General features: G+C 72.2%; 20 protein-coding genes and 1 tRNA gene. 14 read left to right on the top strand and 7 right to left on the bottom strand.

What is annotated here, in order from left to right:
• Window positions 1-28: 28 nt before the first annotated feature.
• From eno to DEI82_RS08835, 6 genes are all read left to right on the top strand, one after another.
• The gene (eno, locus tag DEI82_RS08860; RefSeq protein ID WP_111011429.1) at window positions 29-1312 is read left to right on the top strand and encodes a phosphopyruvate hydratase; all 1284 of its coding nucleotides are present in this window, start codon (window positions 29-31) and stop codon (window positions 1310-1312) included.
• Window positions 1313-1570: 258 nt separating this feature from the next.
• Window positions 1571-2146, top strand: a complete 576-nt coding sequence (locus tag DEI82_RS08855; RefSeq protein WP_111036529.1) for a septum formation initiator family protein — start codon at window positions 1571-1573, stop codon at window positions 2144-2146.
• Between the two features lie 86 nt (window positions 2147-2232).
• Window positions 2233-2781: a DUF501 domain-containing protein gene (locus DEI82_RS08850; protein WP_111036528.1), complete on the top strand. Its 549-nt coding sequence runs from the start codon at window positions 2233-2235 to the stop codon at window positions 2779-2781.
• Window positions 2782-2817: 36 nt separating this feature from the next.
• Entirely contained in the window at window positions 2818-4380 is a 1563-nt protein-coding gene (locus tag DEI82_RS08845; protein WP_111027639.1) for an NAD(P)/FAD-dependent oxidoreductase, read from the top strand.
• A gap of 141 nt (window positions 4381-4521) precedes the next feature.
• Window positions 4522-4594, top strand: a tRNA-Leu gene (locus tag DEI82_RS08840).
• A gap of 53 nt (window positions 4595-4647) precedes the next feature.
• Window positions 4648-5748, top strand: coding sequence for an acyltransferase (locus DEI82_RS08835; protein ID WP_111036527.1), 1101 nt, complete (start codon window positions 4648-4650; stop codon window positions 5746-5748).
• Window positions 5749-5837: 89 nt separating this feature from the next.
• Here the strand turns inward: DEI82_RS08835 and DEI82_RS08830 are convergent, their stop codons facing one another.
• Both DEI82_RS08830 and DEI82_RS08825 read right to left on the bottom strand, forming a co-directional pair.
• Window positions 5838-7547: a class I adenylate-forming enzyme family protein gene (locus tag DEI82_RS08830; protein ID WP_111036526.1), complete on the bottom strand. Its 1710-nt coding sequence runs from the start codon at window positions 7545-7547 to the stop codon at window positions 5838-5840.
• Between the two features lie 109 nt (window positions 7548-7656).
• On the bottom strand, window positions 7657-10041 hold the full coding sequence (locus DEI82_RS08825) for a hypothetical protein (RefSeq protein ID WP_146242872.1): 2385 nt from the start codon (window positions 10039-10041) through the stop codon (window positions 7657-7659).
• Window positions 10042-10272: 231 nt separating this feature from the next.
• On the opposite strand from DEI82_RS08825, the gene DEI82_RS08820 reads away from it, so the two are divergent.
• Window positions 10273-10854, top strand: coding sequence for a LemA family protein (locus tag DEI82_RS08820; protein WP_111011421.1), 582 nt, complete (start codon window positions 10273-10275; stop codon window positions 10852-10854).
• A gap of 12 nt (window positions 10855-10866) precedes the next feature.
• On the opposite strand, the gene DEI82_RS08815 is transcribed toward DEI82_RS08820, so the two are convergent.
• Complete coding sequence (locus tag DEI82_RS08815; RefSeq protein ID WP_111036524.1) at window positions 10867-12144, bottom strand: winged helix-turn-helix domain-containing protein; 1278 nt, start codon at window positions 12142-12144, stop codon at window positions 10867-10869.
• Between the two features lie 115 nt (window positions 12145-12259).
• Between DEI82_RS08815 and DEI82_RS08810 the strand changes: the two genes are divergently transcribed.
• Entirely contained in the window at window positions 12260-13615 is a 1356-nt protein-coding gene (locus tag DEI82_RS08810; protein WP_258372015.1) for an AI-2E family transporter, read from the top strand.
• Between the two features lie 57 nt (window positions 13616-13672).
• Window positions 13673-14917, top strand: a complete 1245-nt coding sequence (gene ilvA / locus DEI82_RS08805) for a threonine ammonia-lyase (protein WP_111036523.1) — start codon at window positions 13673-13675, stop codon at window positions 14915-14917.
• Window positions 14918-15113: 196 nt separating this feature from the next.
• On the opposite strand, the gene greA is transcribed toward ilvA, so the two are convergent.
• Complete coding sequence (gene greA / locus DEI82_RS08800; protein WP_111010902.1) at window positions 15114-15602, bottom strand: transcription elongation factor GreA; 489 nt, start codon at window positions 15600-15602, stop codon at window positions 15114-15116.
• A 71-nt stretch (window positions 15603-15673) separates the two neighbouring features.
• Window positions 15674-16123 carry a DUF4307 domain-containing protein gene (locus DEI82_RS08795; protein ID WP_111010901.1) on the bottom strand — a complete coding sequence of 150 codons (450 nt, stop codon included), beginning with the start codon at window positions 16121-16123 and terminating at the stop codon, window positions 15674-15676.
• Between the two features lie 96 nt (window positions 16124-16219).
• Here DEI82_RS08795 and mca point away from each other — a divergent pair, with 96 nt between their 5' ends.
• Both mca and DEI82_RS16520 read left to right on the top strand, forming a co-directional pair.
• A complete protein-coding gene (mca, locus tag DEI82_RS08790) occupies window positions 16220-17104 on the top strand; it encodes a mycothiol conjugate amidase Mca (protein ID WP_181434886.1) in 885 nt (294 codons plus the stop codon).
• Complete coding sequence (locus tag DEI82_RS16520; RefSeq protein ID WP_309146644.1) at window positions 17101-17481, top strand: hypothetical protein; 381 nt, start codon at window positions 17101-17103, stop codon at window positions 17479-17481. The genes mca and DEI82_RS16520 overlap by 4 nt, the downstream gene beginning before the upstream one ends.
• Window positions 17482-17501: 20 nt before the next feature.
• Here DEI82_RS16520 and DEI82_RS08780 read toward each other — a convergent pair whose 3' ends face one another.
• A complete protein-coding gene (locus tag DEI82_RS08780) occupies window positions 17502-18227 on the bottom strand; it encodes a hemolysin III family protein (protein ID WP_111036522.1) in 726 nt (241 codons plus the stop codon).
• 79 nt (window positions 18228-18306) lie between these two features.
• Between DEI82_RS08780 and DEI82_RS08775 the strand changes: the two genes are divergently transcribed.
• The 3 genes from DEI82_RS08775 (at window position 18307) to DEI82_RS08765 (ending at window position 22162) form a co-directional block, all read left to right on the top strand.
• On the top strand, window positions 18307-19086 hold the full coding sequence (locus DEI82_RS08775) for an isoprenyl transferase (RefSeq protein WP_111010899.1): 780 nt from the start codon (window positions 18307-18309) through the stop codon (window positions 19084-19086).
• Between the two features lie 211 nt (window positions 19087-19297).
• Complete coding sequence (locus DEI82_RS08770) at window positions 19298-20407, top strand: aminotransferase class V-fold PLP-dependent enzyme (protein WP_111010898.1); 1110 nt, start codon at window positions 19298-19300, stop codon at window positions 20405-20407.
• Between the two features lie 369 nt (window positions 20408-20776).
• A complete protein-coding gene (locus tag DEI82_RS08765) occupies window positions 20777-22162 on the top strand; it encodes a PhoH family protein (protein ID WP_375334617.1) in 1386 nt (461 codons plus the stop codon).
• Window positions 22163-22399: 237 nt separating this feature from the next.
• On the opposite strand, the gene DEI82_RS08760 is transcribed toward DEI82_RS08765, so the two are convergent.
• Window positions 22400-23836: an aspartate ammonia-lyase gene (locus tag DEI82_RS08760; protein ID WP_111036521.1), complete on the bottom strand. Its 1437-nt coding sequence runs from the start codon at window positions 23834-23836 to the stop codon at window positions 22400-22402.
• Between the last annotated feature and the right edge of the window lie 65 nt (window positions 23837-23901).

The raw sequence follows: 23901 nt of genomic DNA, 5'->3' as shown, positions 1-23901 counted from the left end.
CACCACTACCGCTTGTTAGGAGTACCCCGTGGCCGTGATCGATGCCGTTGGAGCACGCGAAGTCCTCGATTCCCGAGGCAACCCGACCGTCGAGGTCGAGGTGCTCCTCGACGACGGCGTGGTCTCGCGCGCCCTGGTCCCGTCCGGCGCCTCGACCGGCGCGTTCGAGGCCTACGAGCTGCGTGACGGCGACGCCGGACGCTACGGCGGCAAGGGCGTGCTCAAGGCCGTCGAGGGTGTCCTCGACGAGATCGGCCCGGCGCTCGAGGGCTTCGACGCCACCGACCAGCGTCTCGTGGACGCGGCGCTCATCGAGCTCGACGGCACCGAGAACAAGTCCCGCCTCGGCGCGAACGCGATCCTCGGCGCCTCGCTCGCGGTCGCCCGCGCCGCGGCGGACTCCGCCGACCTGCCCCTGTTCCGCTACCTCGGCGGCCCGAACGCGCACACCCTGCCCGTGCCGCTCATGAACGTCGTCAACGGTGGTGCCCACGCCGACACGAACGTCGACATCCAGGAGTTCTTCCTCGTGCCCTACGGCGCGTCGTCCTTCTCCGAGGCCCTCCGGTGGGGCGTCGAGACCTACCACGCGCTCAAGGGCGAGCTGAAGAAGCAGGGGCTCGCCACCGGCCTCGGCGACGAGGGCGGGTTCGCCCCGGAGCTCGCTTCGAACCGTGCCGCGCTCGACTTCCTCGTCGCCGCGATCGAGAAGGCCGGGTTCACCCCCGGCAAGGACATCGCGCTCGGCCTCGACGTCGCCTCGACGGAGTTCTACGCCGACGGCACGTACGCGTTCGAGGGCGGGCAGCTCTCGAGCGAGGAGTTCACGCAGTACTTCGTGGACCTCGTCGGCAACTACCCCCTCGTCACCATCGAGGACCCGCTCGCCGAGGACGACTGGGAGGGCTGGACGCACTTCACCGCCGAGCTCGGGTCGAAGGTGCAGATCGTCGGTGACGACCTCTTCGTGACGAACCCGAAGCGCCTCGCCAAGGGGATCCAGGAGCGGGCGGCGAACTCGATCCTCGTCAAGGTGAACCAGATCGGCACCCTGACCGAGACCCTCGACGCCGTGGCGCTCGCACAGCGCAGCGGCATGACCGCGATCCTGTCCCACCGCTCGGGCGAGACCGAGGACACGACGATCGCCGACATCGCGGTCGCGGTGGACGGCGGCCAGATCAAGACCGGTGCGCCGGCCCGCTCGGACCGCGTCGCCAAGTACAACCAGCTCCTCCGGATCGAGGAGGAACTGGGCGACGCCGCCGTCTACGCCGGCCGCAGCTCGTTCCCGCGCAGCGCCCACCTGTGAGCCGCGCGCTCGCTGGTCCGGACCGTCGGACCAGCGGGTGCCGCTCCGGCTCCGGCCCCTGGGCCTCCCGACCGGGAGGCCCGGGGGCCGTTCCGCGTGTCCGCCGGCGGACGACGCCTCAGTGGAGTCACCGGCGTGAGCACGGGCGCGGGATGCAGTGCCCGGCGTCCTCGGTGGTCGGTTGCGCGTGGCATCGGGGGACGGGTCCGGACCGTGCCGCTGCCCCGACCGGACCGGCGCCCGGGTTATCGTCGCTCCATGCCCTCGACGAAGCCCCGCGTCCGTCGCGTGCCGATCGCGATGCCCGCGGCCACGAGTCCGTCCGGCGCCTGGTTCCGGAACATCCGGTTCTCGGGCTTCAGCGTCCTCATGCTCGGCATCGTCGTGCTGTTCGTCGTGGTGCTCGCGCCGTCGCTGCGGACGCTGATCCAGCAGCAGCAGGAGATCGCGCAGAAGGAGCAGCAGGTCGCCGCGCAGCGTGCGGACGTCGCGACGAAGAAGCGGGACGTGGCGCGGTGGGACGACCCCGCCTACATCGAGGCCCAGGCGCGCGACCGCCTGCTGTACGTGTACCCGGGCGAGACGAGCTACCTCGTCATGGGCGCTGGGAGCGGGTCCTCGTCGGGCTCGACCAGTGCCGTGACGACCGACTCGGGCACCCCCGTGAGCACGAAGCTCCAGACGCCGAAGGTCGACTGGGTGCAGGCGATGTTGTCGTCGGTGCTCGAGTCCGGGCTGACCGAGAAGACGACGTCCGAGCTCGTCGCCCCGGACGTCTCGGGCAGTGGGACGCCGACCACGGGTGCGACCGCGGGCACGGGCACCGGGCGTTGATCGCGCGGGCATCGTGCGCCGACCTGCGGGTACCCAGCGCCGGACGGCCCGAGGACGGATCGTGCACCGGGTAGGATCACCGTCCCGTGGCAACTCCTCCGTTCGATCCGCCCACCGCCCGTGACGTCGCCGTCGTCTCGGCCCAGCTCGGGCGTCCCGCGCGTGACGTCATCGGCATCCCGGCGCGCTGCGTGTGCGGTGCGCCGACGGTGGTGGCGACGCAGCCCCGGTTGTCGAACGGCACGCCCTTCCCGACCCTGTACTACCTGACGCACCCCGCGGCGACGGCCGCGGTGTCGACGCTCGAGGCGACGGGTGCGATGCCGGAGCTCGCGGCCCTCCTCGAGGAGCAGTCCGTGGCCGACGCGTACCGTGCCGCGCACGAGGCGTACCTGGCGGACCGCGAGTCGATCGAGGCCGTCGCGGAGATCGCGGGGGTCACCGCGGGCGGCATGCCGAACCGGGTGAAGTGCCTGCACGCGCTCGTGGGGCACGCCCTCGCCGCGGGGCCGGGCGTGAACCCGATCGGCGACCTCGCGCTCGAACGGGCGGCCTGGAGCCCCGAGCGGTGCGCCTGCGTGACGTACGATGGGGTGGACGACGGCGGAGTCGGGGTGGGCGGAGGCAGAGAGTAAACTCTCGGCAAACCCCCATCCAAGGAGACATCACTCGTGCCCAAGATCCTCATCGTCGGCGGCGGCTACGCCGGCTTCTACACAGCATGGAAGCTCGAGAAGGCGCTCCGCCCGGGCGAGGCCGAGGTCACGATGGTGGACCCGCTGCCCTACATGACCTACCAGCCGTTCCTGCCGGAGGTCGCGGCCGGGTCGATCGAGCCGCGGCACGCGGTGGTCGCGCACCGTCGGCACCTCGGCAAGACGCGTGTCGTCACGGCCAAGGTCACCAAGGTCGACCACGCCACGAAGACCGCGACGATCACGCCGCAGGTCGGTGAGCCGTGGGAGGAGACCTACGACACGCTCGTCATGACCGCCGGTGCCGTCTCGCGCACGTTCCCGATCGCCGGCGTCGCCGAGGAGGCCATCGGCCTCAAGACCATCGAGGAAGCCGCCGCGATCCGCGACAAGATCCTCACGAACTTCGCGAAGGCCGCGAACCTGCCCGCCGGCCCGGAGCGCGAGCGTCTCCTCACCGTCGTGGTCGTCGGCGGTGGCTTCGCCGGCATCGAGATCTTCGCCGAGCTGCGGTCGTTCGCCACGAACCTGCTCCGCAACTACCCGACCATCTCGTTCGACGAGACCCACTTCCACCTGGTCGAGGCGATGGGGCGCATCATGCCCGAGGTCTCCCTGGAGACCAGCCACTGGGTCCTCAAGAACCTCGCCGAGCGCGGCGCTGAGGTCCACCTCGACACGCAGCTCGCCTCGGCGGTCGGCGGCGTCTGCCAGCTCAAGCCGAACGAGGGCGAGATCCAGACCGTCGAGTCCGACCTCATCATCTGGACCGCGGGCGTCATGGCGAACCCGATGGTCAAGGGCACCGACCTCCCGCTCGAGCCGCGCGGACGCATCCGTGTGCAGCCGGACCTCCGTGTCGTGGACGACAACGGGATCGTCGCGGACGCCTGGGCCTGCGGTGACGTCGCGGCGGTGCCGGACCTCACGGGCGGCGGTGTGGGCGGCATGTGCGTGCCGAACGCCCAGCACGCGGTCCGCCAGGCCAAGCAGCTGGCGAAGAACCTCGTCGCGGTCATCCGCGGTGAGGAGCCGAAGGACTACAAGCACGAGAACCTCGGCGCGGTGGCGGGCCTCGGCCTCGGCATCGGTGTGTTCCAGTCGGGCAAGTTCGCGATGAAGGGCTTCCTCGCCTGGGGCGCGCACCGCGGGTACCACGGCCTGGCCATGCCGTCGTGGGAGCGCAAGGTCCGCGTGGTCGGCGACTGGCTCACCGGCACGATGTTCGGCCGCGACATCGTCTCGCTCGACGACCGCGAGACCCCGCGTGCCGCGTTCGAGACGTTCGCGTCGCGCCCGAAGCCCCCGATGCCCGAGGCCGGCACGCCCGAGGGTGCGTCGGGCCCGGTCTACGCGACCCCCGCCGACGACGTCTCGAAGGACGTCAAGAAGGACGACGCCGCGCCCGCCGCGAAGACGACCACGCGCAAGCCGGCCGCCAAGAAGGCCGCTGCGCCGAAGGCCGACGCCGCTGCCGCGGCCCAGCCCGTCGCCGAGCCGGCCGCGGAGTCGGCGCCGGTCAGCGCCAAGGCGGAGTAGCCGACTCCGTCCGTGCCAGCGGATCGACCACGATCGAGGCGGTCACCCCACGGGGTGACCGCCTCGTCCGCGTCCGGGGTGCCGACGATCTAGGCTGGAACGCGTTCCCGAGCAACGCTCGGTGCGCGGCTGGCCCGCGCCGCCCCCGTGGCCCAACGGCAGAGGCATGCGACTTAAAATCGCCGAGTTGAGGGTTCGAATCCCTCCGGGGGCACCGAACACCGCCGGCGCCCCCGCGACGGCCCGTCACCCCCTAGGCTGCGGATCGTGACGACCCGAACCCGAACCGCGTCGACCCGAGACGCGACCCTCGACATCGCCCGTGGCATCGCGATCACCATGATCGTGCTCGGCCACGTCCTGCGCGGACTGGCGTCCGCACACATCCTCGACCGCCACACGGTGGGCTACATCGACACCGACCGACTCCTGTACAGCGTGCACCTGACGGTGTTCGCGTTCATCAGCGGCCTGTTCGTCGCTCGCGCCGTCGATCGTGACGGCGTCGGCCGGTACCTCCGCAGCCGCGACGTGCTGTTCATCTACGTCTACGTCGTGTGGTCGCTCGTGCAGGGCGTGGTGAAACTGGCTGCCGGCGCCCTCGTGAACTCGCCCACGAGCATCACGAGCACACTCGACCTGCTGCACCCGGACGGGCAGCTCTGGTTCCTGCCGTGGCTCGTGGCCGTGTCGACGGTGGCCGCGCTCGTCCGCCCGTGGCGGTCCCGTGCCGTCATGATCGCCAGCATCGTGGGGGCGCTCGTCGTGAGCATCGCGGGCTGGGGCACGGACCTGGGGGTCGCCCTCGTCCAGGGCCTCGGGATCTGGGTGTTCTTCTTCCTCGGCGTGTGCATCGGCGCGCGCCGCGTGATCGAGCTCATCGCGCGCGTGCGGCTCCCCGTGGTGGGTGTCGTCGCGCTCGTCGGGACCGTCGCCTTCGTCGCCCTGGTGTTCGGCACGACCGAGGGCACGCCGACCCCGAGTGCCGGCGACCACCACGGGGTGGTGGCGGTCGCGCTCGGTCTGCTCACGACCCTGGTCGGCCTCGTGGCGGTGATCGCGGTCTCCCGGCTGCTCGCGGCCGTGTCGTGGCTGACCTGGGTCGGTGCGGTCGGCCGCCGCACGCTCGAGATCTTCCTCGCGAGCATCACGTTCGCGTCGGGCACCCGGATCGTCCTGTCGCACCTCGGCGTCCAGGACCCGGTCGTCCACGTGGTCGTCGGCACGCTCGCGGGCGTCGTCGGTCCGATCCTGCTCGGTATCGTCCTCGAGCGGCTCCGGTTCCCCTGGCTGTTCACGGCGCCCTCGCGGCTGACCGGCACGCGTGCCTCCGTGACACCACGCGCGGACGTCCCAGCGCACCGCTGACCCAGACGCGGGGCTGCAGCACCGTCAGTGGTGCGGTCGGGAGGCGCGGGGCGAGCCGGTCCCGCGCCTCCCGACCGGTGGGCAGTGGGTCAGGGCGCGATGAGCAGCCCGGCCGCGTGGTCCTCGGCCGCCGTCGCCTTGGCGACGTAGTGCACCTTCTTGCCGGTCGCGTTGTAGGGGATGCTGTCGACGAACCGGTACAGCCGGGGGCGCTTGTAGCGGGCGAGGGCGGGGTGGGATCCGGTGAACGACTCGAGCGCGGCTGCCGCTGCCGCGTCGTCCTCGGGCAGACCGTCGCCGGGCCTGCGGACGACGTAGGCGGTGACGAGCTCGCCCCACCGCTCGTCGGGCACGCCCACGACGACCGAGTCGGCGACGCCGGGGTGCTCCCCGAGCACGGCCTCGACCTGCACCGGGTGGACGTTCTCGCCACCGGAGATGATCATGTCGTCCTTGCGCCCGACGATCGTCACCCGCTCCTGAGTGTCCCAGGTGGCGAGGTCGCCCGGGTAGAACCAGCCGTCCGAGAACTTCTCGTCCTCGAGCTGCGGGTTCCGGTACGAGTAGCCCGACTTGACGGTGCGGACCGCGAACTCACCGATCTCGGTGCCGTCCTTGGCGACCGTGTCCGTCGGATCGGCGAGGCGGTCGGCGTACACCTGGACCACCGCCACGTCGTCGTCGGTGGACGCACGGCCGGTGGAACCAGCGCCGTCGGGGAAGTCCTCCGGCCGCAGGAACGTGTTCCAGAAGGTCTCGGTGGTGCCGTACCCGTTGAAGATCCGCGGGGTCAGCAGCTCCTGGAACCGCAGCGCGGCGGCACGGTCGAGCGGAGCGCCCATCGTGACGATGCCGTGGAGCGACGACAGATCCCGGGCGTGGCGTTCCTGCGCGTCGGCGAGCTGGACGAGGTTCGTCGGGGCGCCGATGAGGAACGTCAACCGCTCGGACTCGACGAGGTCGAGCACTGCGTCCGCGTCGAAGTGCCGGAGGGTGGTGAGCTCCGCTCCGACGTAGAACACGGGGTTGGGGCCGCCGGAGTACAGGCCACCCCGGTGGAACAGCGGCGACATGTTGAGCGTCTTGTCGAACGGCGTCAGCGGGAAGTGCATGATGACGTCGTGTGCGCTGAGCACCTCGACGAGGCTCGGCAGCGGCACGGGCTTCGGCCGTCCGGTCGTGCCGGACGTGTACAGGCGTGTGGTCTCGTCGTAGGTGGTCCGCGGCCGTGCGTCGTCGCGCTCCGCGAGTTCGAGGTGCGTGACGGGCTCGGCCGCCAGCAGGGTCTCGAACGACTCGGTGTCCGCGGACGTCCCGTCGGCCCCGACCACCACGACCCGCGCGGGAGCGTGGGTGGCGGTGGCGAGCGCGTCGGTCATGTCCCCGGTCCGCGCGGCGTCGTGGAGGAGCACGACCGGTGCCGAGTCGTCGATGATGTACGCGACCTCGGCGGGGGCCAGGCGGAAGTTGGTGGGCGAGAACACGGCGCCGATGCGGTGGCACGCCAGGTACGCGATCGCGAGCTCCGGACCGTTGAACAGCTCCGCCATGACGACGGCACCGCGTCCGACGCCGTTCCGGACGAGCCACCCACCGACGCGGTCGACGGCGTCGCCGAGCTCGGCGTAGGTCCAGGAGCGTCCGGAGGACGGATCGCGCAGGGCCGGCCGATCGGCGAACCGGTGCACGTTGCGGGCGAAGCCGTTGGCGTAGGTGTACTGCCCCTCGAACACCCCGCGGAAGCGGGTGGGGTCGTACGGCGTCGTCGTGTCCGGTGTGCGGTCGGTGTCGGTGCTCATGGTCGCTCCAGCTCGTCGGCGCGTCGGCGGGCTCCGGCGCACCGTCCGTCAGCGTATCGCGGGGGACCGCCGGGGCGGGTCGATCCGCGGGGGCCGGTCGGGCCTCCCGTCAGTCGCGCAGGGCGGGCTCGACGACGCGGGTCCAGGTCCAGACGGCGACCGCCACCGCGGCGCAGCCGCCCATGGTGACCCCGACGGTCGCGAGGGACAGGTGCGTGCCGGTCGAGCCCGAGTACACGGCCACCGCGAGCGCCACGGGGACGGTCGCGACGGCGGCGTAGCGCGCGCGGGACGTCGCCCACAGTGCGGCGCCGGCCGACCCGGCGACGGGGAGGAGCGTGGTCACGACCGACCCGAGGCCGCCGACGCAGAGGGTGGTGGCGAACTCGGACAGCAACTGGTGCCAGAACCCCGCTCCGGCGCTGACGCTGCACAGGAGCCAGCCGATCGCCGCGAGCGCGAGGAGCGCGCCCGTCTGCACGGTCGCGCTCCTCGCGCTCACCCCGTCGGTGCCCAGGGCGACGACCCTGCGCGGGCGTCGGACGTGCCGGTGCGGGAGCGGATCGCGTCCACCGACGCCGACCGAGGGGACGATGAGCACGCCGAGCAGCACCGCGGGTGCGAGGTGCGCGCTCCGGGTGAGGAGGCACGCGACGAGCGCCGCGATCACGAGGGCCGGGGAGACCCGGACGACGACGGCGTCGCGGGACGGTCCCGCGCTCCATCGTGCGGCGACCACCACGGCGACCGCGAGCACGGCGGTCCCGAGGACGACCGCGATCGCGAGGCGGGCGTAGCGCGGCTCCGCGGCGATGCCGGTGGCGAACAGCGTCAGCAGGCTGGCGACGCCGGCCGACACGGACACCGCGGCCCACGTCGGGAGCGCCCCCGTGCCCTCGGCGGTCGAGGCGACGGGGCGGTTCCGCCCGGTCAACCGTGCGAGACGCCACCGGAACCGGCCGCGGGTGGACCGGGCGAGCAGTGTGAGCGGCACCGCGACGAGCACGAGGAACGCGGCGACCCCGACGAGCACCAGCACGAGGGTCCGCAGCGAGACGCTCGCCGGGATGCTCGGCACGTGTGCGTCGTAGGCGGTCGCCGCCGTCCAAGCGTCGTCGGGTCGGGCGCCCGCACCGCCACCGCCGGTACCGCTCGCGTCGTCGCCGGTCGCGCCACCGGGTCCGCCGCCCGTACCGGACCCGCCCGTACCGGACCCGGACGCGCCGGACCCGGATCCGCCGGACCCGGGGCCACCACGGACCGAACCGCCCGGGAGGCCCGGTTCGGCCCGTCCCGTCGCGTGCGGTGACGAGGGCGCCGCGCCGGACGTGCCGCCCCCGTCGCCGCCGGACGACGTCGGACCGCCGCTCGGTGCGTCGGTCAGGGCGCCCCCGACGACCACCGCGCGCCCGGCCGACACCGGCGAGAGGTTCCCCGCCGCGTCGCGCTGTCCCGCCGCGAAGCTGCGTGTGCCGTCCGGGATGCTCGATCCGGCCGTGGTGCACGACCAGCGGGTCGCGGTGACCGCGCTCTGGCACACCGGATTGCCGTCGACGTACACCGTGACCGTGTCGCCGGTCTCGCCGGTGCCCGCGACGGTGATCGGCTGCGCCCGGACGTGCGTGCCGACCGCGGGACGCGTGAGGACCGGGGCGACGGGCGCGGTGCGGTCGACGCTGACGGCCACCGGTGACGACGACGTGCTGCGCACGGTCGCGGCGAACCCCAGCGCCGGATCCGCGGCCTGGGTCGCCGTCATCGTCCAGGTCCCCGTCGTCAGGGCGTCGGGCCCGGCGGACCAGGAGACGTACCAGGACCCGTCGGAGGCGATCGTGGCCGTTCTTGAGCCACTCCCGGCGTCCACCGTCACCCGCGCTCCGGGGTACCCCGTGCCGGTCACGCCCCCGGTCGTCGGGCCCGTCGCCCTGACGACCGGCGGTGTCAGGACGTCGACGGGTGCCGCGTCGTCGGGCACCAGGTCGTCGTGCGTCGTGTCGAGGACCGTGAAGACCTGACGGGGCCCGGAGCGGACCGGTCCGGTGCACGCCCACGTCCCGTCGCCGGTCACGGTGGTCGAGCAGACCGACGCCGTGGGCGTGCTCGGGTCGGCGACGCGCACGCGGTCGTCCGGGGTCCCGCGGCCCGTGAACCGGCCGGCTCCGGTGGTGATGGCCGACTGGTCGTCGATCGACGGTGCGACCGGCGTCGGAGCGGTCGGGCTCGCCGAGGCGGCCGGCGCCACCTGCTGTGCGCCCGCCGGCTGGGTCGGCACGGCCCGGGGCATGGTGGTGGTGATCGGAGCACGTGCCGTCGCGTCGGGCGAGGCGGCGCGTGCGGGAGCCGCCGCGGCGAGCAGGGCCACGACGACGGCGAGCGGCACCGTGGTGGCGAATGCGACCCGTCGCCCCCGCAGGGCGCGTCGGCGCCGAGCGGGCGGTCGACGGACGACCGGCCACCCGACGACCCCCCGGCCCGCTCGTGTTCCCTGATCCACTGCCCCCCATTCGAGGTCACCCGCGGGCCGACGTCAACCACTCGCTCGGCTCGGCGGATCCAGCCGATGCGAAATCGTGACGAAGGCTCCACGCGCCCGGGAACCAGCCGAACGGTGCGCGGGAATCAGCCGAGAGCCAGTACCCCGGCGGCCGAGCGCTCCTGGTGCCGCCCGTATAGTCGATACGGACACATGTGCCTGCGTGTCCGTCGCGGAGAAGGAGTACTCGCCATGGACACCGGTCTCGTCACGACGCTCATCGTCGTCGGAGTGGTCGTCGTCGTGCTGGTGGTCGTCGGCATCGCCGTCTGGGCCACGTCGAGGTCGCTCGTGGCACTGAAGGGCCGGGTCGACCAGGCGTGGAGCGAGATCGAGACGCAGTTCCACCGGCGGGCCGAGCTCGTCCCGACGATCGTCGACACCGTCCGTGGGTACGCCACCCACGAGAACGGTCTGTTCGAGACCGTGACGCAGGCCCGGGCCGAGACGCTGAGCGCGGGCGACGCCACGGCTGCGTCGGAGGCGGAGGGGCACATGCAGAAGGCACTCAAGCGCGTGTTCTCCATCGCCGAGGGCTACCCACAGCTGCAGTCGAGCCAGGCGTTCCTGCAGCTGCAGTCGGAACTCGTCGCGACCGAGGACAAGATCCAGTCGGCGCGCCGCTACTACAACGGCAGCGTCCGCGAGCTCAACACGAAGATCCGCGTGTTCCCGGGCTCCGCCGTCGCGCGGAACCGCGGGTACCGCGAGGCACCGTTCTTCGAGACCGCGGAGCCCGCCGCGATCGCCGAACCCCCGCGCGTGCAGTTCTGACGGGTGCGGTCGTCAGGGGCCGTCCGGTGGGGAGTCCGCGGCCTCGGCGTCGTCCGCGGCCTCGGCGTCGTCCGCGGCCTCGTGCGGCACGAGCGGCACACCGAGAGCGTCCGCGAGCCGCGCTGCCGCTGTTCCCCGGTCGGTGACCGCCACGGCGTCGAGTCCCTGCCAGTCCGCGGTGCGGAGCAGCAGTGCGCCGAGACGCCCGGGATCGAGGTGTCGGCCGGGTTCCTCCCATGCCGTCCGGACGCGGAGGACACCGTGCTGGCGGTCGCTCTTGAGGTCGACCCGGCCCACGACCTGGTCGTCCTGCAGGACCGGTAACACGTAGTAGCCGTACACGCGCTTCGGGGCCGGTGTGTAGATCTCGATCCGGTAGTGGAACCCGAAGACGCGCTCGGCGCGCGGCCGGAACCAGACGACGGGGTCGAACGGGCTGAGCACGGCGTCGGCCTCGACACGGCGGGGGACCGTGGCGTCGGCGTGCATCCACGCCGGGCGGCCCCAGCCCTCGACCTCGACGGGCACGACGACCCCGGCGTCCTCGAGGTCGCGCAGCGCCGACCGCGTCCGGTCCGACCGGAGGCGGTGGTAGTCCGCGACGTCCGCGAGCGTCCCGACGCCGGAGGCCCGGATCGAGCGCTCGACGAGGGTGCGGACGGCGTCGGTCTCGTCCGGGATCGTGTCGAGCACCTCGGCCGACAGCACCTGGTCCGGCAGGCCGTACACGCGCTCGAAGCCGCTCCGCCCGGCGCTCACGACGTCGCCCCAGCGGAACAGGTGCTCGAACCCCCGCTTGACGTCGCTCCAGCCCCACCACGGTCCTCGCCGCACGTTGCTCTCGTGCTCCACCGCGCTCGCGGGCAGGGGCCCCTCGGCGCGGAGCACGGCGAGGAGTTCCCGGAGGAGTGGCGCGTGGGTGGCCGCGAAGCCGTCGTGGTCGGCGTGGTCCCGCGCACGCCGCGTGTCCATCGCCCACCGGAACAGCGGCCAGCTCGTGCGGGGGATGAACGCGGCCTCGTGCGCCCAGTACTCCAGGTGGGCGGCGCCCCTCGTCATCGTCATGCGGTCGAGGAGGGCCTTGTCGTACGCACCGAGGCGGGCGAAGACGGGGAGGTAGTGGCTCCGCTCGAACACGTTCACGGAGTCGATCTGCAGGAGCCCCAGCCGCTCGACGAGGGCGCGGATGGTCCGGCTCGACACCGCGCCCTCCGGGACCGCGCGGCCGATGCCCTGTGCCCCGAGCGCGACGCGTCGTGCCTGGGCGGCGGAGAGTGCGGTCCGGACCATGCCCGCAACGCTACCGGCGGCCTCCGACGTGCCCGCCGCCTCCCGGTCGTCCGGAACGCGCGCATCGTATTCCGGGATCGGAACACGAACGGGCACGCGCTCATACACTGGCGCAATGGCATGGGGCAAGAAGAAGCAACCGGACGCCCGGACGACGCGGCCGGCACCAGCGCTGTCGCGCCCCGCGGGTCGCGAGCAGGCGCGGACAGGTCGAGAGCAGGTCCCGTCGCGACGGCATCCGGCGTCGGTCGTCGAGGACAACGTCCCCGTCGGCATGCAGATCGCCGGTGCGTTCAGCTGGCGGATCCTCGTCGTCGTGGGCGTGATCGCGCTCTTCATCTGGCTGATGACGCTGTTCAGCGAGATCCTCATCCCGTTCCTCGTCGGCATCGTGATCGCGGCGTTCCTCATCCCGATCTCGAACTGGATGCAGCGGCACCACGTGCCCAAGTGGGCGGCGATCGTCATCAGCCTGATCGGCGGGCTCGCCGCGGTCGCCGCACTGCTCTGGCTCGTCGTGAGCCAGATCGTCTCGTCCTACCCGTCCCTCAAGAAGCAGACGCTGTCGCAGTTCGACAACATCAAGGACCTGATCGCGGGCGCGGGCCTCGGCGTGACGCAGAAGGACATCTCGGGCTACCTCGACCAGGGCACGAACTGGCTCCAGGCGCACTCGAGTTCGATCCTGTCGGGCGTCGCGAGCGCCGGATCGAGCCTGACGCACGTCGCCGAGGGCCTGTTCGTCATCCTGTTCACGGTGATCTTCCTGCTCATCGACGGCAAGAACGTCTGGCGATGGTCGGTTCGGGTGTTCCCGATCAAGGCCCGCGCGGCGGTCGACGGCGCGGGCGTCGCCGGCTGGATCACGCTCTCGAGCTTCGTGCGCGTGCAGATCTTCGTCGCGTTCGCCGACGCGGTGGGCATCGGGTTCGGCTCCTGGTTCGTCGGCCTGTTCTTCGGCGGGCTGCCGCTCGTCATCCCGATCGCCGTGTTCGTGTTCCTCGGGGCGTTCGTGCCGGTGGTCGGCGCGATCGTCACCGGCTTCCTCGCGGTCTTCGTCGCGCTCATCTTCAACGGCCCCGTCGCAGCCTTGCTCGTCATCGGCGTCGTCCTGCTCGTGCAGCAGATCGAGGGCCACATCCTCCAGCCGCTCGTCATGGGCAACGCGGTCAAGGTGCACCCGCTCGCGGTCGTGCTCGGCGTCACGGCGTTCTCCGGTCTGGCCGGCATCGCCGGCGCGTTCTTCGCCGTGCCGCTCATCGCCGTGCTCAACTCGATGGTCACGACCGTCGCGCAGGGGCGCTGGAAGTACATGGACTCCGACCACGTGCGCGACGCCAAGCCCGAGCACGGCACCACGGTCATCCCGCGGTCGCGGTGGCACCGGCACAAGATCGGCGACGACGTGCCGGCACCGGGCAGTGACAAGCAGCCGACCGCCAACAAGGGCACCGCGGTCGACGTCGAGTGAGTCGTCCCGCGACGGTGACCCGTCGCGGGACGTGCGCCGACACGCGATGATGGTCCGGTGACGATCCCCAGCACCGTGCCGCAGGTCCCGACCCTCGACGACGTCGAGGCCGCACGGGTGGTCGTCGAGGGTGTGGCGCGCGTCACCCCGATGGAGACATCGCAGTTCCTCGGCGAGATCCTCGGCTCGGCCGTGCACCTCAAGTGCGAGAACCTGCAGCGCACCGGTGCGTACAAGATCCGTGGTGCGTACAACCGGCTCGCGGCGCTCGACGCCGACGAGCGCCGGCGCGGCGTCGTCGCCGCGAGCGCTGGCAACCACGCGCAGGGGGTCGCCCTGGCGGCTCGTGAGCTCGGCGTGCCGGCGACGATCTTCATGCCCGTCGGCGTCGCGCTCCCGAAGCTGCAGGCGACCCGGCAGTACGGCGCCGACACGGTCCTCCACGGCCACAGCGTCGAGGAGGCCCTGGCCGCTGCCCAGGAGTTCGCCACCCGGACCGGCGCGGTGTTCATCCCGCCGTTCGACCACCCGGACATCATCGCCGGGCAGGGCACCGTCGGCCTCGAGATCGTCGACCAGGTGCCGGACGTCGACACGGTCGTGGTGCCGATCGGCGGCGGGGGCCTGGTCTCCGGTGTCGCGCTCGCGGTCAAGGGCATCGCGCGGCAGCAGGGGCGATCGATCCGAGTCGTCGGCGTCCAGTCGGCGAACACGGCCTCGTACCCGGTGTCGATCCAGGCGGGTGCGCCGACCACCATCACGACCACCCCGACCATCGCCGACGGGATCGCCGTCGCCCGACCCGGCGAGCTCAACTTCCCGCTCGTCCGCGACCTGGTCGACGAGATCGTCACCGTCGCCGACGACGACGTCGCCCGGGCGCTCCTCGTGCTGCTCGAACGCGCCAAGCTCGTCGTCGAGCCGGCCGGCGCGGTGGGTGTGGCGGCGATCATGGCCGGGACCATCCGCGACTCCGGTAGGACCGTGGTGGTGCTGAGCGGTGGCAACATCGATCCGCTCATGATGGAGCGCGTGATCACGCGCGGTCTCGTCGCGGCGCAGCGCTACGTGGCGATCCGGATCATGCTCCCCGACCGCCCGGGGCAGCTCGCCCTCGTGTCGCAGGTGATCTCGGACGCCGGTGCGAACGTCGTCGAGGTCCTGCACACGCGGCACGGGCAGGGGCTCGAGATCACCGAGGTCGCGCTCGAGCTGAGCATCGAGGCCCGGGGGCCCGAGCACGCGGCCGAGGTCACGGAGCGCCTGCGCGAGGCCGGGTTCCGTCCACTCGTCCGCCACTGACGACGGTCGGGAGGGCCGGTGCGGACCGGTCCCGCCCCTCCCGCCTGCCTGCCCCAATCCCGCGAGATCGCACTCGTTGCCGCTCTGCAGGCGCCAGAGCGGCGACGAGTGCGATCTCGCGGGAGGAGATGCGGGGACGTCGAACGCCCCCGTCGGCGGAGCGACGGGGGCGTTCGACGTGGATCGGGGGAGCCGCCTACGGCTCGTACCGCTCGACCTTCTGCACCGTGACGGCGATCTCTCTGCCGTTCGGCGCGGTGTAGCTCGTCGCGTCGCCCGCACGGAGCCCCATGATCGAGGCGCCGACCGGGCTCGACGGGCTGTAGACCGTGAGGTCGGCGCCGTCGGCGACGATCTCACGGTTGCCGACGAGGAACGTCGAGTCGTCACCCGCGATCGTGGCCGTGACGACCGTGCCGGGCTCGACCGTGCCGTCGAAGTCGGCCTCGCCGACCGTGGCGTGCTTGAGGAGCTCGGTGAGCTGACGGATGCGGGCCTCGATCTTGCCCTGCTCGTCCTTCGCGGCGTGGTAGCCGCCGTTCTCCTTGAGGTCGCCCTCCTCGCGCGCGGCCTCGATGCGCTGCGCGATCTCGGTGCGAGCGGGGCCGCGCAGCTGCTCGAGCTCCGCCTGGAGACGGTCGTGCGCCTCCTGGGTCAGCCAGGTGACCTGGGTGTCGTTGCTCATGGGTGTTCCCTTCGGCCGAAAAAAAGGAGACCGGCCGGAGGGGCCGGTCTCGCTTGGCGAATCAGAGCAGACTAAGGGATCCAGCAGGTGTTGATCAAGCCGGTGACACCGCGGGAACTCGTCTTGACGACCGTGTCGATCGAGGTCGTGCGCTGGGTGCTCGCCGGCAGGTCGACGACCTTCCACCCGACGATGGTGAACGACTTGTCGAGCACCTGCACGGCGCAGTCGACGCGGTTGCCGGGGTCGACGGACACCTGGGAGTGCACGAGCGTCGCACGGTCCGACTGCACGTGGTACCCGACGTCCTCGGAGTCGAGGCCGTGGTCGGTCTGGCCGGGACCGGCCCAGATGACCCAGACCGTGAACACGACCACGATGACGATCGCCGCGGCGACCGCGACGAGGACAGACCGTCGGCGTCGCCCAGGGGTGCGACCGTAGCGGTCGTCGAGGGCGGCTGCAGCCGATCCCTGTGCGGATCCGAGGCCTGGCGTGGGGGTGTGCGAAGCGGACAGCATGGACTCCTGGAACGATTATCCTCGTCCCAGGGTAGTTCACCCGGCCCCTCGCGGGGTTCGCCCGCCCGGCCAGCGCCGGCAGCATCGAGGAGTGTCGTGCCCCTGCGTCTCATCGCGGTCCATGCCCATCCCGACGACGAGTCGAGCAAGGGAGCCGCGACGTACGCCAAGTACGTGGCGGAGGGCGCTCAGGTCCTCGTCGTCTCGTGCACGGGTGGTGAGGCGGGCGACATCCTCAACGAGCAGCTCCCGGAACCCGCGCGCAGCCGGGCGCACCGCGACATGGCCGGACACCGACGGACGGAGATGGCGGCAGCCCAGGCGGCCCTCGGGATCGACCACGTCTGGCTCGGCTACCACGACTCGGGGCTCCCCGACGCCGAGAAGGGCGAGACGGTGCGGCCGGGGACCTTCGCGACCGTCCCGATCACGACGAGCGCGGCGGTCCTCGTCCGGATCGTGCGGCGCTTCCGTCCGCACGTCATGATCGCGTACGACGAGAACGGCGGCTACCCGCACCCGGACCACATCCGGTCGCACGAGATCGCGATGGAGGCCTGGCGCACGTCCGGCGACCCGACCGCCTACCCCGAGGCGGGCGCCCCGTGGACCATCGACAAGCTCTACTACGAGCGCACGTTCAACCCGGATCGGTTCCGCGCGATGTACGCGGCGATGGCCGAGCGCGACCCGGACGCGCCGGAGCTCGCCGAGATGGCGACGTTCCTCGAGCGGTTCGAGGGGCGCGAGGACCTCTCGACCTCCCATGTCCACGTGGCCGAGCACCTGGCCGCGCGTGACGCCGCGCTGCGGGCCCACGCCAGCCAGGTGCCCACCGACAGCCGCTTCTTCTTCTGGCCCCCGGACGTCGTCGCCGCCATCTGGCCGACCGAGGACTTCCAGCTCGTCGAGTCCCGTGTGCCGACGACGCTGCCGGAGACCGACCTGTTCGCCGGGATCGACGAGGAGTCCGCCCGATGAGCGCCACCGTCCTGACCGGGGCCCTCGTGCTCGCGGCCGCCACGTCACCGACCACGCCCGCCTCCACGGTCCCCGACGTCGACGTCACGCCGGGCGTGTGGGGGTTCGTCGCCATCGCGCTCGTCGCGGTCGCGACGATCGCGCTCGTCGTCGACATGACCCGGCGCATCCGCCGGACCCGGTACCGGTCGGAGATCCGGGAACGGCTCGAGGCCGAGGCCCGCGGCGAGCTCCCGGGCGAGGACGCCGACGGCGTCGGGGACCTCGACGGCCGCGGCGGTCAGGACGACAGCCGGGGCCCGGGAGGCCGTGGTGACGTCCGCGGGACCGGTGACGGCGGACGCGCGGACGTCGGGGACGACACCGAGCGCGGCTGAGGCCTCCGGCCGGATCGCGGTCAGCGCACCGGATGGAGCGCGACGACGAGCACGCCCGCCCACTGCGCGACGAACGCCACGACGGTCAAGGCGTGGAACACCTCGTGGAACCCGAAGACGCGCGGCGCGGGGTCGGGTCGCTTGAACCCGTACACGGCCGCACCGAGCACGTACGCCAGCCCGCCCGTCAGCACGAGGACCATCATCGCCGTGTCGGCGGCGAACAGCTGCGGCAGGTAGAACAGCGCGGAGCACCCGAGCAGGACGTACAGCGGCACGTAGAGCCAGCGCGGGGCTCCGACCCAGAACACCCGGAACGCCATCCCGAGGGCCGCGCCGCTCCACATCACGACGAGCAGCACGGTCGCGTCGCGGTCGCCGAGCGCACAGACCGCGACGGGCGTGTACGTGCCGGCGATGAGCAAGAAGATGTTCGTGTGGTCGATCCGCTTGAGGACGACCTTGACGCGTGGGCTCCACCGGAACCGGTGGTAGGTCGCCGAGACACCGAACAGCACGAGGGACGCCGCCGTGAACACGGCGCTCGCGGCCTTCGCCGCCGGGGTCGCAGCCAGGCAGACGAGCACGATGCCGAGCGCGGCCGCGACGGGGAACGCCCCGAGGTGGATCCACCCGCGCCACGCGGGTGGCGGGACCGGCGCCGGCGCGACCGACGCGTCCCGGGCCTCCTCGGCTTCCTCGACGAACGGCACGTGCGGGAGCGCGTCCGGGCTGGGATCGGTCATGGTCCAACGGTAGGCGACCCGGCTGTCGTGCGTGCCTCGGCCGGATCCCGGGTGCAGGTCCGTGCACTAGCGTTGTCGCGTGAGCGCCAGGGCGGGATGGACAGGGCGAGGCCTGGTCTACCGCGCCTACCAGCGCCGCATCCGCGCGCAGATCGCCGCGACCCCACGTCACGTCGCGATGATCGTCGACGGCAACCGCCGATGGGCGAAACAGCTCGGACTCGAGACGGCCGCGCACGGCCACCGGGCCGGAGCCGCGAAGATCCCGGAGTTCCTCGGTTGGTGCGACGACCTCGGCGTCCAGGTCGTGACGCTGTACCTGCTGTCCGCCGACAACCTGACGGGGCGGCACTCCGACGAGCTCCGGCAACTCACCGGGATCATCGCCGAACTCGCCGCGAACCTGGCGGCCCATCCAACGTGGCGGGTGCAGCACGTCGGGTCGAACGAGGGACTGCCGCCGGAACTCGTCCGCGCGCTCGAGGGTGCCGAGGCCGAGACCGCCGAGCACACGGGGCTGCACGTCAACCTCGCCGTCGGGTACGGCGGCCGGCGCGAGATCGCGGACGCCATGCGCAGCATCGTCCGGGCGCACGGTGCGGGCGGCGGGACGCTCGACGACCTCGCCGAGGTGCTGACGCCCGAGCTCATCGGCGACCACCTCTACACGCAGGGACAGCCCGACCCGGACCTCGTCATCAGGACGTCGGGCGAACAGCGTCTGTCCGACTTCATGCTCTGGCAGAGCGCACACAGCGAGTTCTACTTCGTCGAGGCGTTCTACCCGGACCTGCGCGAGGTCGACTTCCTCCGCGCGGTGCGGGACTTCGGGCGGCGGTCGCGCCGGTTCGGCGGCTGACGGCTGCGGGCCTCCCGACCGCGGTCCGGCCGGATCGCGTCGGCCCGGCCACGGTCCTCCCGGCCCTGCCGGATCGCCGGTGCGTGCGCTCTGCGGCTCCGGTGCAGCGGCACCAGCGCGTTCTCGGTACACTCACAGCGCTCGCGTCCATGAGGACGCATCGACCGGGGATGGGGACGGTCGGCGGACCAGAACCAGGAGACCACCGGACGTGACCACCATCGACGAGTACGCCGCCGGGTTCCAGGAGGAGCCGGGGTACCTCGACCACGCGGCGTTCGGCCCGGTCCAGACCGCGGTGCTCGAGGAGCAGCGCGTGCTCGGCACCATCCAGGAGCACGTCCGCTTCGGCGCCATGGAGGTGCTCGACGAGCAGGACGCGCGGGTGCGCACCGTCGCCGCGCGCCTCGTCCGCCGTCGCGACGACCAGGTCGTCTCGCAGACCGCGACGACGCCCGGACTCCTGCACACCGCCTTCGGCTTGACCGGCGGTGTCCTCGTCGCCGCGGACGAGTACCCGTCGTTGCCGCTCGCACTCGCGAGCGCCGCCGCCGCCACGGGGCGCGTGCAGCCGCTCGTCATCGAGTCCGGCGCCGGGTGGATGACGCCGGACCTCATCGCCTCGCGCCTCAGCGACGACGTCGCCGCGGTCGCGCTCAGCCTCGTCGACTGGCGGACGGGGTACCGAGCCGACCTCGCGGCGATCCGCGACGTGATCGGGGACCGCCTGCTCATCGTCGACGCGATCCAGGGCTTCGGTGCCGTCGACGAGCCGTACGAGGTCGCGGACGTCATCGCCACCGGTGGCCAGAAGTGGTTGCACGCCGGCTGGGGGACCGGGTTCGTGTCGTTCAGCGACCGCGCGCTCGAGCGGCTGCAGCCCGCGCTCTCCGGGCCCGCGGGCACCGTCGGTGAGCCCGGCGAGGTCCCGACCGTCGCGCCGGGCGCCGCCGCGTACCAGATGACGCGCATCGACCCGGTCGCGCAGGCGCGGCTCGCGGTCTCCCTCGAGTCCCTGTCCGGCGTCGGTGTCGCCGCGGTCGAGGCCGCCGTCGCCGAGCGGGCCGAGCGGGTGTTCGACCTGGCGGACGAGTTCGGCGTCGTCGTCGAGTCCTCGCGCGACCGCCGCGAGCGCGCGGGCATCGTCGTGCTCCGGCCCGCACCCGAGCGGTTGACCGCGCTCGCCGCGTCGCTCCACAACCACGGCGTGACCGCGACGACCCGCGCCGGGACGCTGCGCGTGTCGGTCTTCGTCTCGACGACCAACGAGACCCTGGCGATGCTGCGGGACGCGCTCGTGTCCTTCGCGACGATGGTCTGACCCGCTCCGGCTTCCGGCGTCCGGCGTCCGGCGTCCGGCGTCCGGCGTCCGGCTTCCGGCCCGGCCCCGAACCTCCGCGATATCGCAGTAGGTGTCGTTCTCGCGCCGTCACGACGACAACGACTGCGATCTCGCGAAATGGCACGGGCCGGGCTGGGCCGGGCCGGGCCGGGCTGGGGCAGGAGTGACGAGCGTTCACGTCCTCGTAACCCGGAGCCGCCGCGTGTCCCCGGGAGCGTGTCGGTGGGCGGACGTAGATTCGCGACATCGGGCATCGTGCCCGGTCGAAGCGGCCACCGGCGGAGCTTCGAGACCGCGTCGTGGCCGTTCCGAGGACAAGGACCGGGTCGAACGCGGCCCGGGGATGGAGTGGTCGTGACCTCTCAGAACACCTCGCGTGGAACGTCCTCGACAGCGGGGGCCGCACCCCGCTCGGGACGGGCCGCCGATGCGTCCGCCGGTACCGCGCAACGGACCTACGTGCTCGACACGTCCGTCCTGCTCAGCGATCCGCGCGCCCTGTTCCGGTTCGACGAGCACGCCGTCGTGCTGCCGGTCGTCGTGGTGAGTGAGCTCGAGTCGAAGCGGAACGACCCCGAGATCGGGTACTTCGCTCGGCAGGCCCTGCGGATCCTCGACGAGCTCCGCATCGAGCACGAGCGCCTCGACTTCCCCGTCGCGGTCGGCGAGGGCGGTTCGCTCCGCGTCGAGCTCAACCACTCCAACATGACCGTGCTGCCGTCGGGGCTGCAGCTCGGCGACAACGACTCCCGGATCCTCGCGGTCGCCATGAACCTGGCGAACGACGGCCTCGACGTCGTCGTCGTGTCGAAGGACCTCCCACTCCGCGTCAAGGCGGCGTCGATCGGCCTGCCGGCCGAGGAGTACCGCGCGGAACTCGCGGTCGACAGCGGCTACACGGGCGTCACGACGCTCGAGATCTCGGGCGACCAGATGGCGGGCCTCTACGAGCACGAGGAGGTCCGCTCCGCCAGCCTCGACGGCGTGCCGGTCAACACGGGCGTGGTGATCCACTCGGAGCGCGGGTCGGCACTCGGACGCGTCCACACGCCCGGCGCGGTGGCGCTCGTCCGCGGTGACCGCGAGGTCTTCGGCCTCCGCGGCCGGTCGGCGGAACAGCGCCTCGCGATCGACGCCCTGCTCGACCCCGAGATCGGGATCGTGTCCCTCGGCGGCAGCGCGGGCACCGGCAAGTCGGCGCTCGCGCTGTGCGCCGGTCTGGAGGCGGTGCTCGAGCGACAGCAGCACAAGAAGGTCATGGTCTTCCGCCCCTTGTACGCGGTGGGCGGCCAGGAGCTCGGCTACCTGCCGGGCGACGCCGCCGAGAAGATGAACCCGTGGGCGCAGGCCGTGTTCGACACACTCGGTGCCCTCGTGTCGGACAACGTCCTCGAGGAGGTCCAGGAGCGCGGGATGCTCGAGGTCCTGCCCCTGACCCACATCCGCGGGCGTTCCCTGCACGACGCGTTCGTGATCGTCGACGAGGCCCAGTCCCTCGAGCGCAACGTGCTGCTCACGATGCTGTCCCGGATCGGGCAGAACTCGCGCGTGGTCCTGACCCACGACGTCGCGCAGCGCGACAACCTGCGCGTCGGTCGGCACGACGGCGTCGCCTCCGTCATCGAGCGGCTCAAGGGCCACCCGTTGTTCGCGCACGTCACGCTGACGCGGTCCGAACGGTCGGCCATCGCGGCGCTCGTCACCGAGATGCTCGACTCGCCCGAGCTGGCGTAGCGCCGAGCTGGCGGAGGGCCCGACTGCTCCTCCACACCGGCGCCGCCGACACGTCTCTCCACAGATCCGGGAGGGACGGGTCGGCGGCGTCGGTCGTCCCGCCATGCTGGACCCGTACACGCCGCGGGTCGGTTCCGGCTCTGGGGACGGCCTCCGCCGGCTCGCGGCGTGTGCAGCCCGGGCGGCCTCCGGTGGGGGAGTCGACGTCGCCCGGGTCCCCGTCCGGTCCGAGCTGGGTCAGTTCGGGTGCGTCATGCTCAGCACGTCGAGCGCGCTGTCGAGCTGCTCCTCGGTGACCTCGCCCCGCTCGACGAACCCGAGGGCGACGACGGCCTCCCGCACGGTGATCGATTCGGCGACGGCGTACTTGGCGACCTTCGCGGCGGCTTCGTACCCGATCACCCGGTTCAGGGGTGTGACGATGGACGGGGACGACTCGGCGAACCCGCGGGCTCGGTCGAGGTCGGCCTCGAGCCCGACGATGGTCTTGTCGGCGAGCGCACGCGTGCTGTTCGTCAGGAGCCGGATGGACTCGAGCAGCGCGGTGCCCATGACCGGGATCGCCACGTTGAGCTCGAACGCGCCGGAGGCTCCGGCCCAGGCCACGGTGGCGTCGTTGCCGATGACGCGCGCGGCGACCATGAGCGTGGCCTCGGGGATCACCGGGTTGACCTTGCCGGGCATGATCGACGATCCGGGCTGCAGGTCCGGGATCCGGAGCTCCCCGAGCCCGGTGTTCGGACCCGACCCCATCCACCGCAGGTCGTTGTTGATCTTCGTCAGGCTCACGGCGAGCACCCGGAGCGCGCCCGATGCCTCGACGAGGCCGTCACGAGCGCCCTGCGCCTCGAAGTGGTCGGCCGCCTCGGTGATCGGCAGGCCGGTGTCGGATGCGAGCTGCTCGATGACGCGCTGCGGGAACCCCGCGGGGGTGTTGATCCCGGTGCCGACCGCGGTGCCGCCGAGGGGGACCTCGGCCACCCGCGGCAGGGTCGCCTGCACGCGCTCGATCCCGAGTCGGATCTGCCGGGCGTACCCGCCGAACTCCTGCCCGAGCGTCACCGGGGTGGCGTCCATGAGGTGCGTCCGGCCGCTCTTCACGGCCGTCGCCCACAGCGCCGCCTTGTCCTCGAGTGCGGAAGCCAGGTGGTCGAGCGCGGGGACCAGGTCGTGGATGAGCGCCGCGGTCACCGCGATGTGCACCGATGTCGGGAAGACGTCGTTCGAGGACTGCGACGCGTTGACGTGGTCGTTCGGGTGCACCGCGGTCCCCGAGGCGTCCGACGCGAGCGTCGCGAGGACCTCGTTCATGTTCATGTTCGACGACGTGCCGCTGCCGGTCTGGTAGACGTCCACGGGGAACTGGTCGTGGTGCTCGCCGCCGATGACCCGGTCGGCTGCCGCCACGATCGCCTCGGCGACGTCCGGCCCGACGACCCCGAGCTGCCCGTTGACGATCGCCGCCGCGCGCTTGATGCGGGCCAGGGCGACGATCTGGGCCGGCTCGAGGCCGCTGCCCGAGATCGGGAAGTTCTCGACCGCCCGCTGGGTCTGTGCGCGGTACAGGGCCGAGGCCGGTACACGGACCTCGCCCATCGTGTCGTGCTCGATGCGGTAGTCGCCGCTGTCCGCCGTGCTGCCGTCGGCGGATGGGGAGGTCGTGGTGTCGGTCACGTCGTCGTGGTCCTTCCTGTGGTGCCGGTCCCCGGCGGTCGGCCGGTCGGCTGCGGTGCCGAGTG

The organism is Curtobacterium sp. MCBD17_019 (assembly GCF_003234555.1).
Taxonomy (GTDB): Bacteria; Actinomycetota; Actinomycetes; order Actinomycetales; family Microbacteriaceae; genus Curtobacterium.
The sequence above is the reverse complement of the archived record's forward strand: the minus strand, read 5'-3'. Positions and strand labels throughout refer to the sequence as shown.

Excerpts from the sequence above, each read along its gene's own strand:
- DEI82_RS08855 (WP_111036529.1), top strand. The coding sequence starts at position 1,571 with ATGCCCTCGACGAAGCCCCGCGTCCGTCGCGTGCCGATCGCGATGCCC.
- DEI82_RS08830 (WP_111036526.1), bottom strand. The coding sequence starts at position 7,547 with ATGAGCACCGACACCGACCGCACACCGGACACGACGACGCCGTACGAC.
- DEI82_RS08820 (WP_111011421.1), top strand. The coding sequence starts at position 10,273 with ATGGACACCGGTCTCGTCACGACGCTCATCGTCGTCGGAGTGGTCGTC.
- DEI82_RS08815 (WP_111036524.1), bottom strand. The coding sequence starts at position 12,144 with ATGGTCCGGACCGCACTCTCCGCCGCCCAGGCACGACGCGTCGCGCTC.
- DEI82_RS08810 (WP_258372015.1), top strand. The coding sequence starts at position 12,260 with ATGGCATGGGGCAAGAAGAAGCAACCGGACGCCCGGACGACGCGGCCG.
- greA (WP_111010902.1), bottom strand. The coding sequence starts at position 15,602 with ATGAGCAACGACACCCAGGTCACCTGGCTGACCCAGGAGGCGCACGAC.
- DEI82_RS08795 (WP_111010901.1), bottom strand. The coding sequence starts at position 16,123 with ATGCTGTCCGCTTCGCACACCCCCACGCCAGGCCTCGGATCCGCACAG.
- DEI82_RS16520 (WP_309146644.1), top strand. The coding sequence starts at position 17,101 with ATGAGCGCCACCGTCCTGACCGGGGCCCTCGTGCTCGCGGCCGCCACG.
- DEI82_RS08780 (WP_111036522.1), bottom strand. The coding sequence starts at position 18,227 with ATGACCGATCCCAGCCCGGACGCGCTCCCGCACGTGCCGTTCGTCGAG.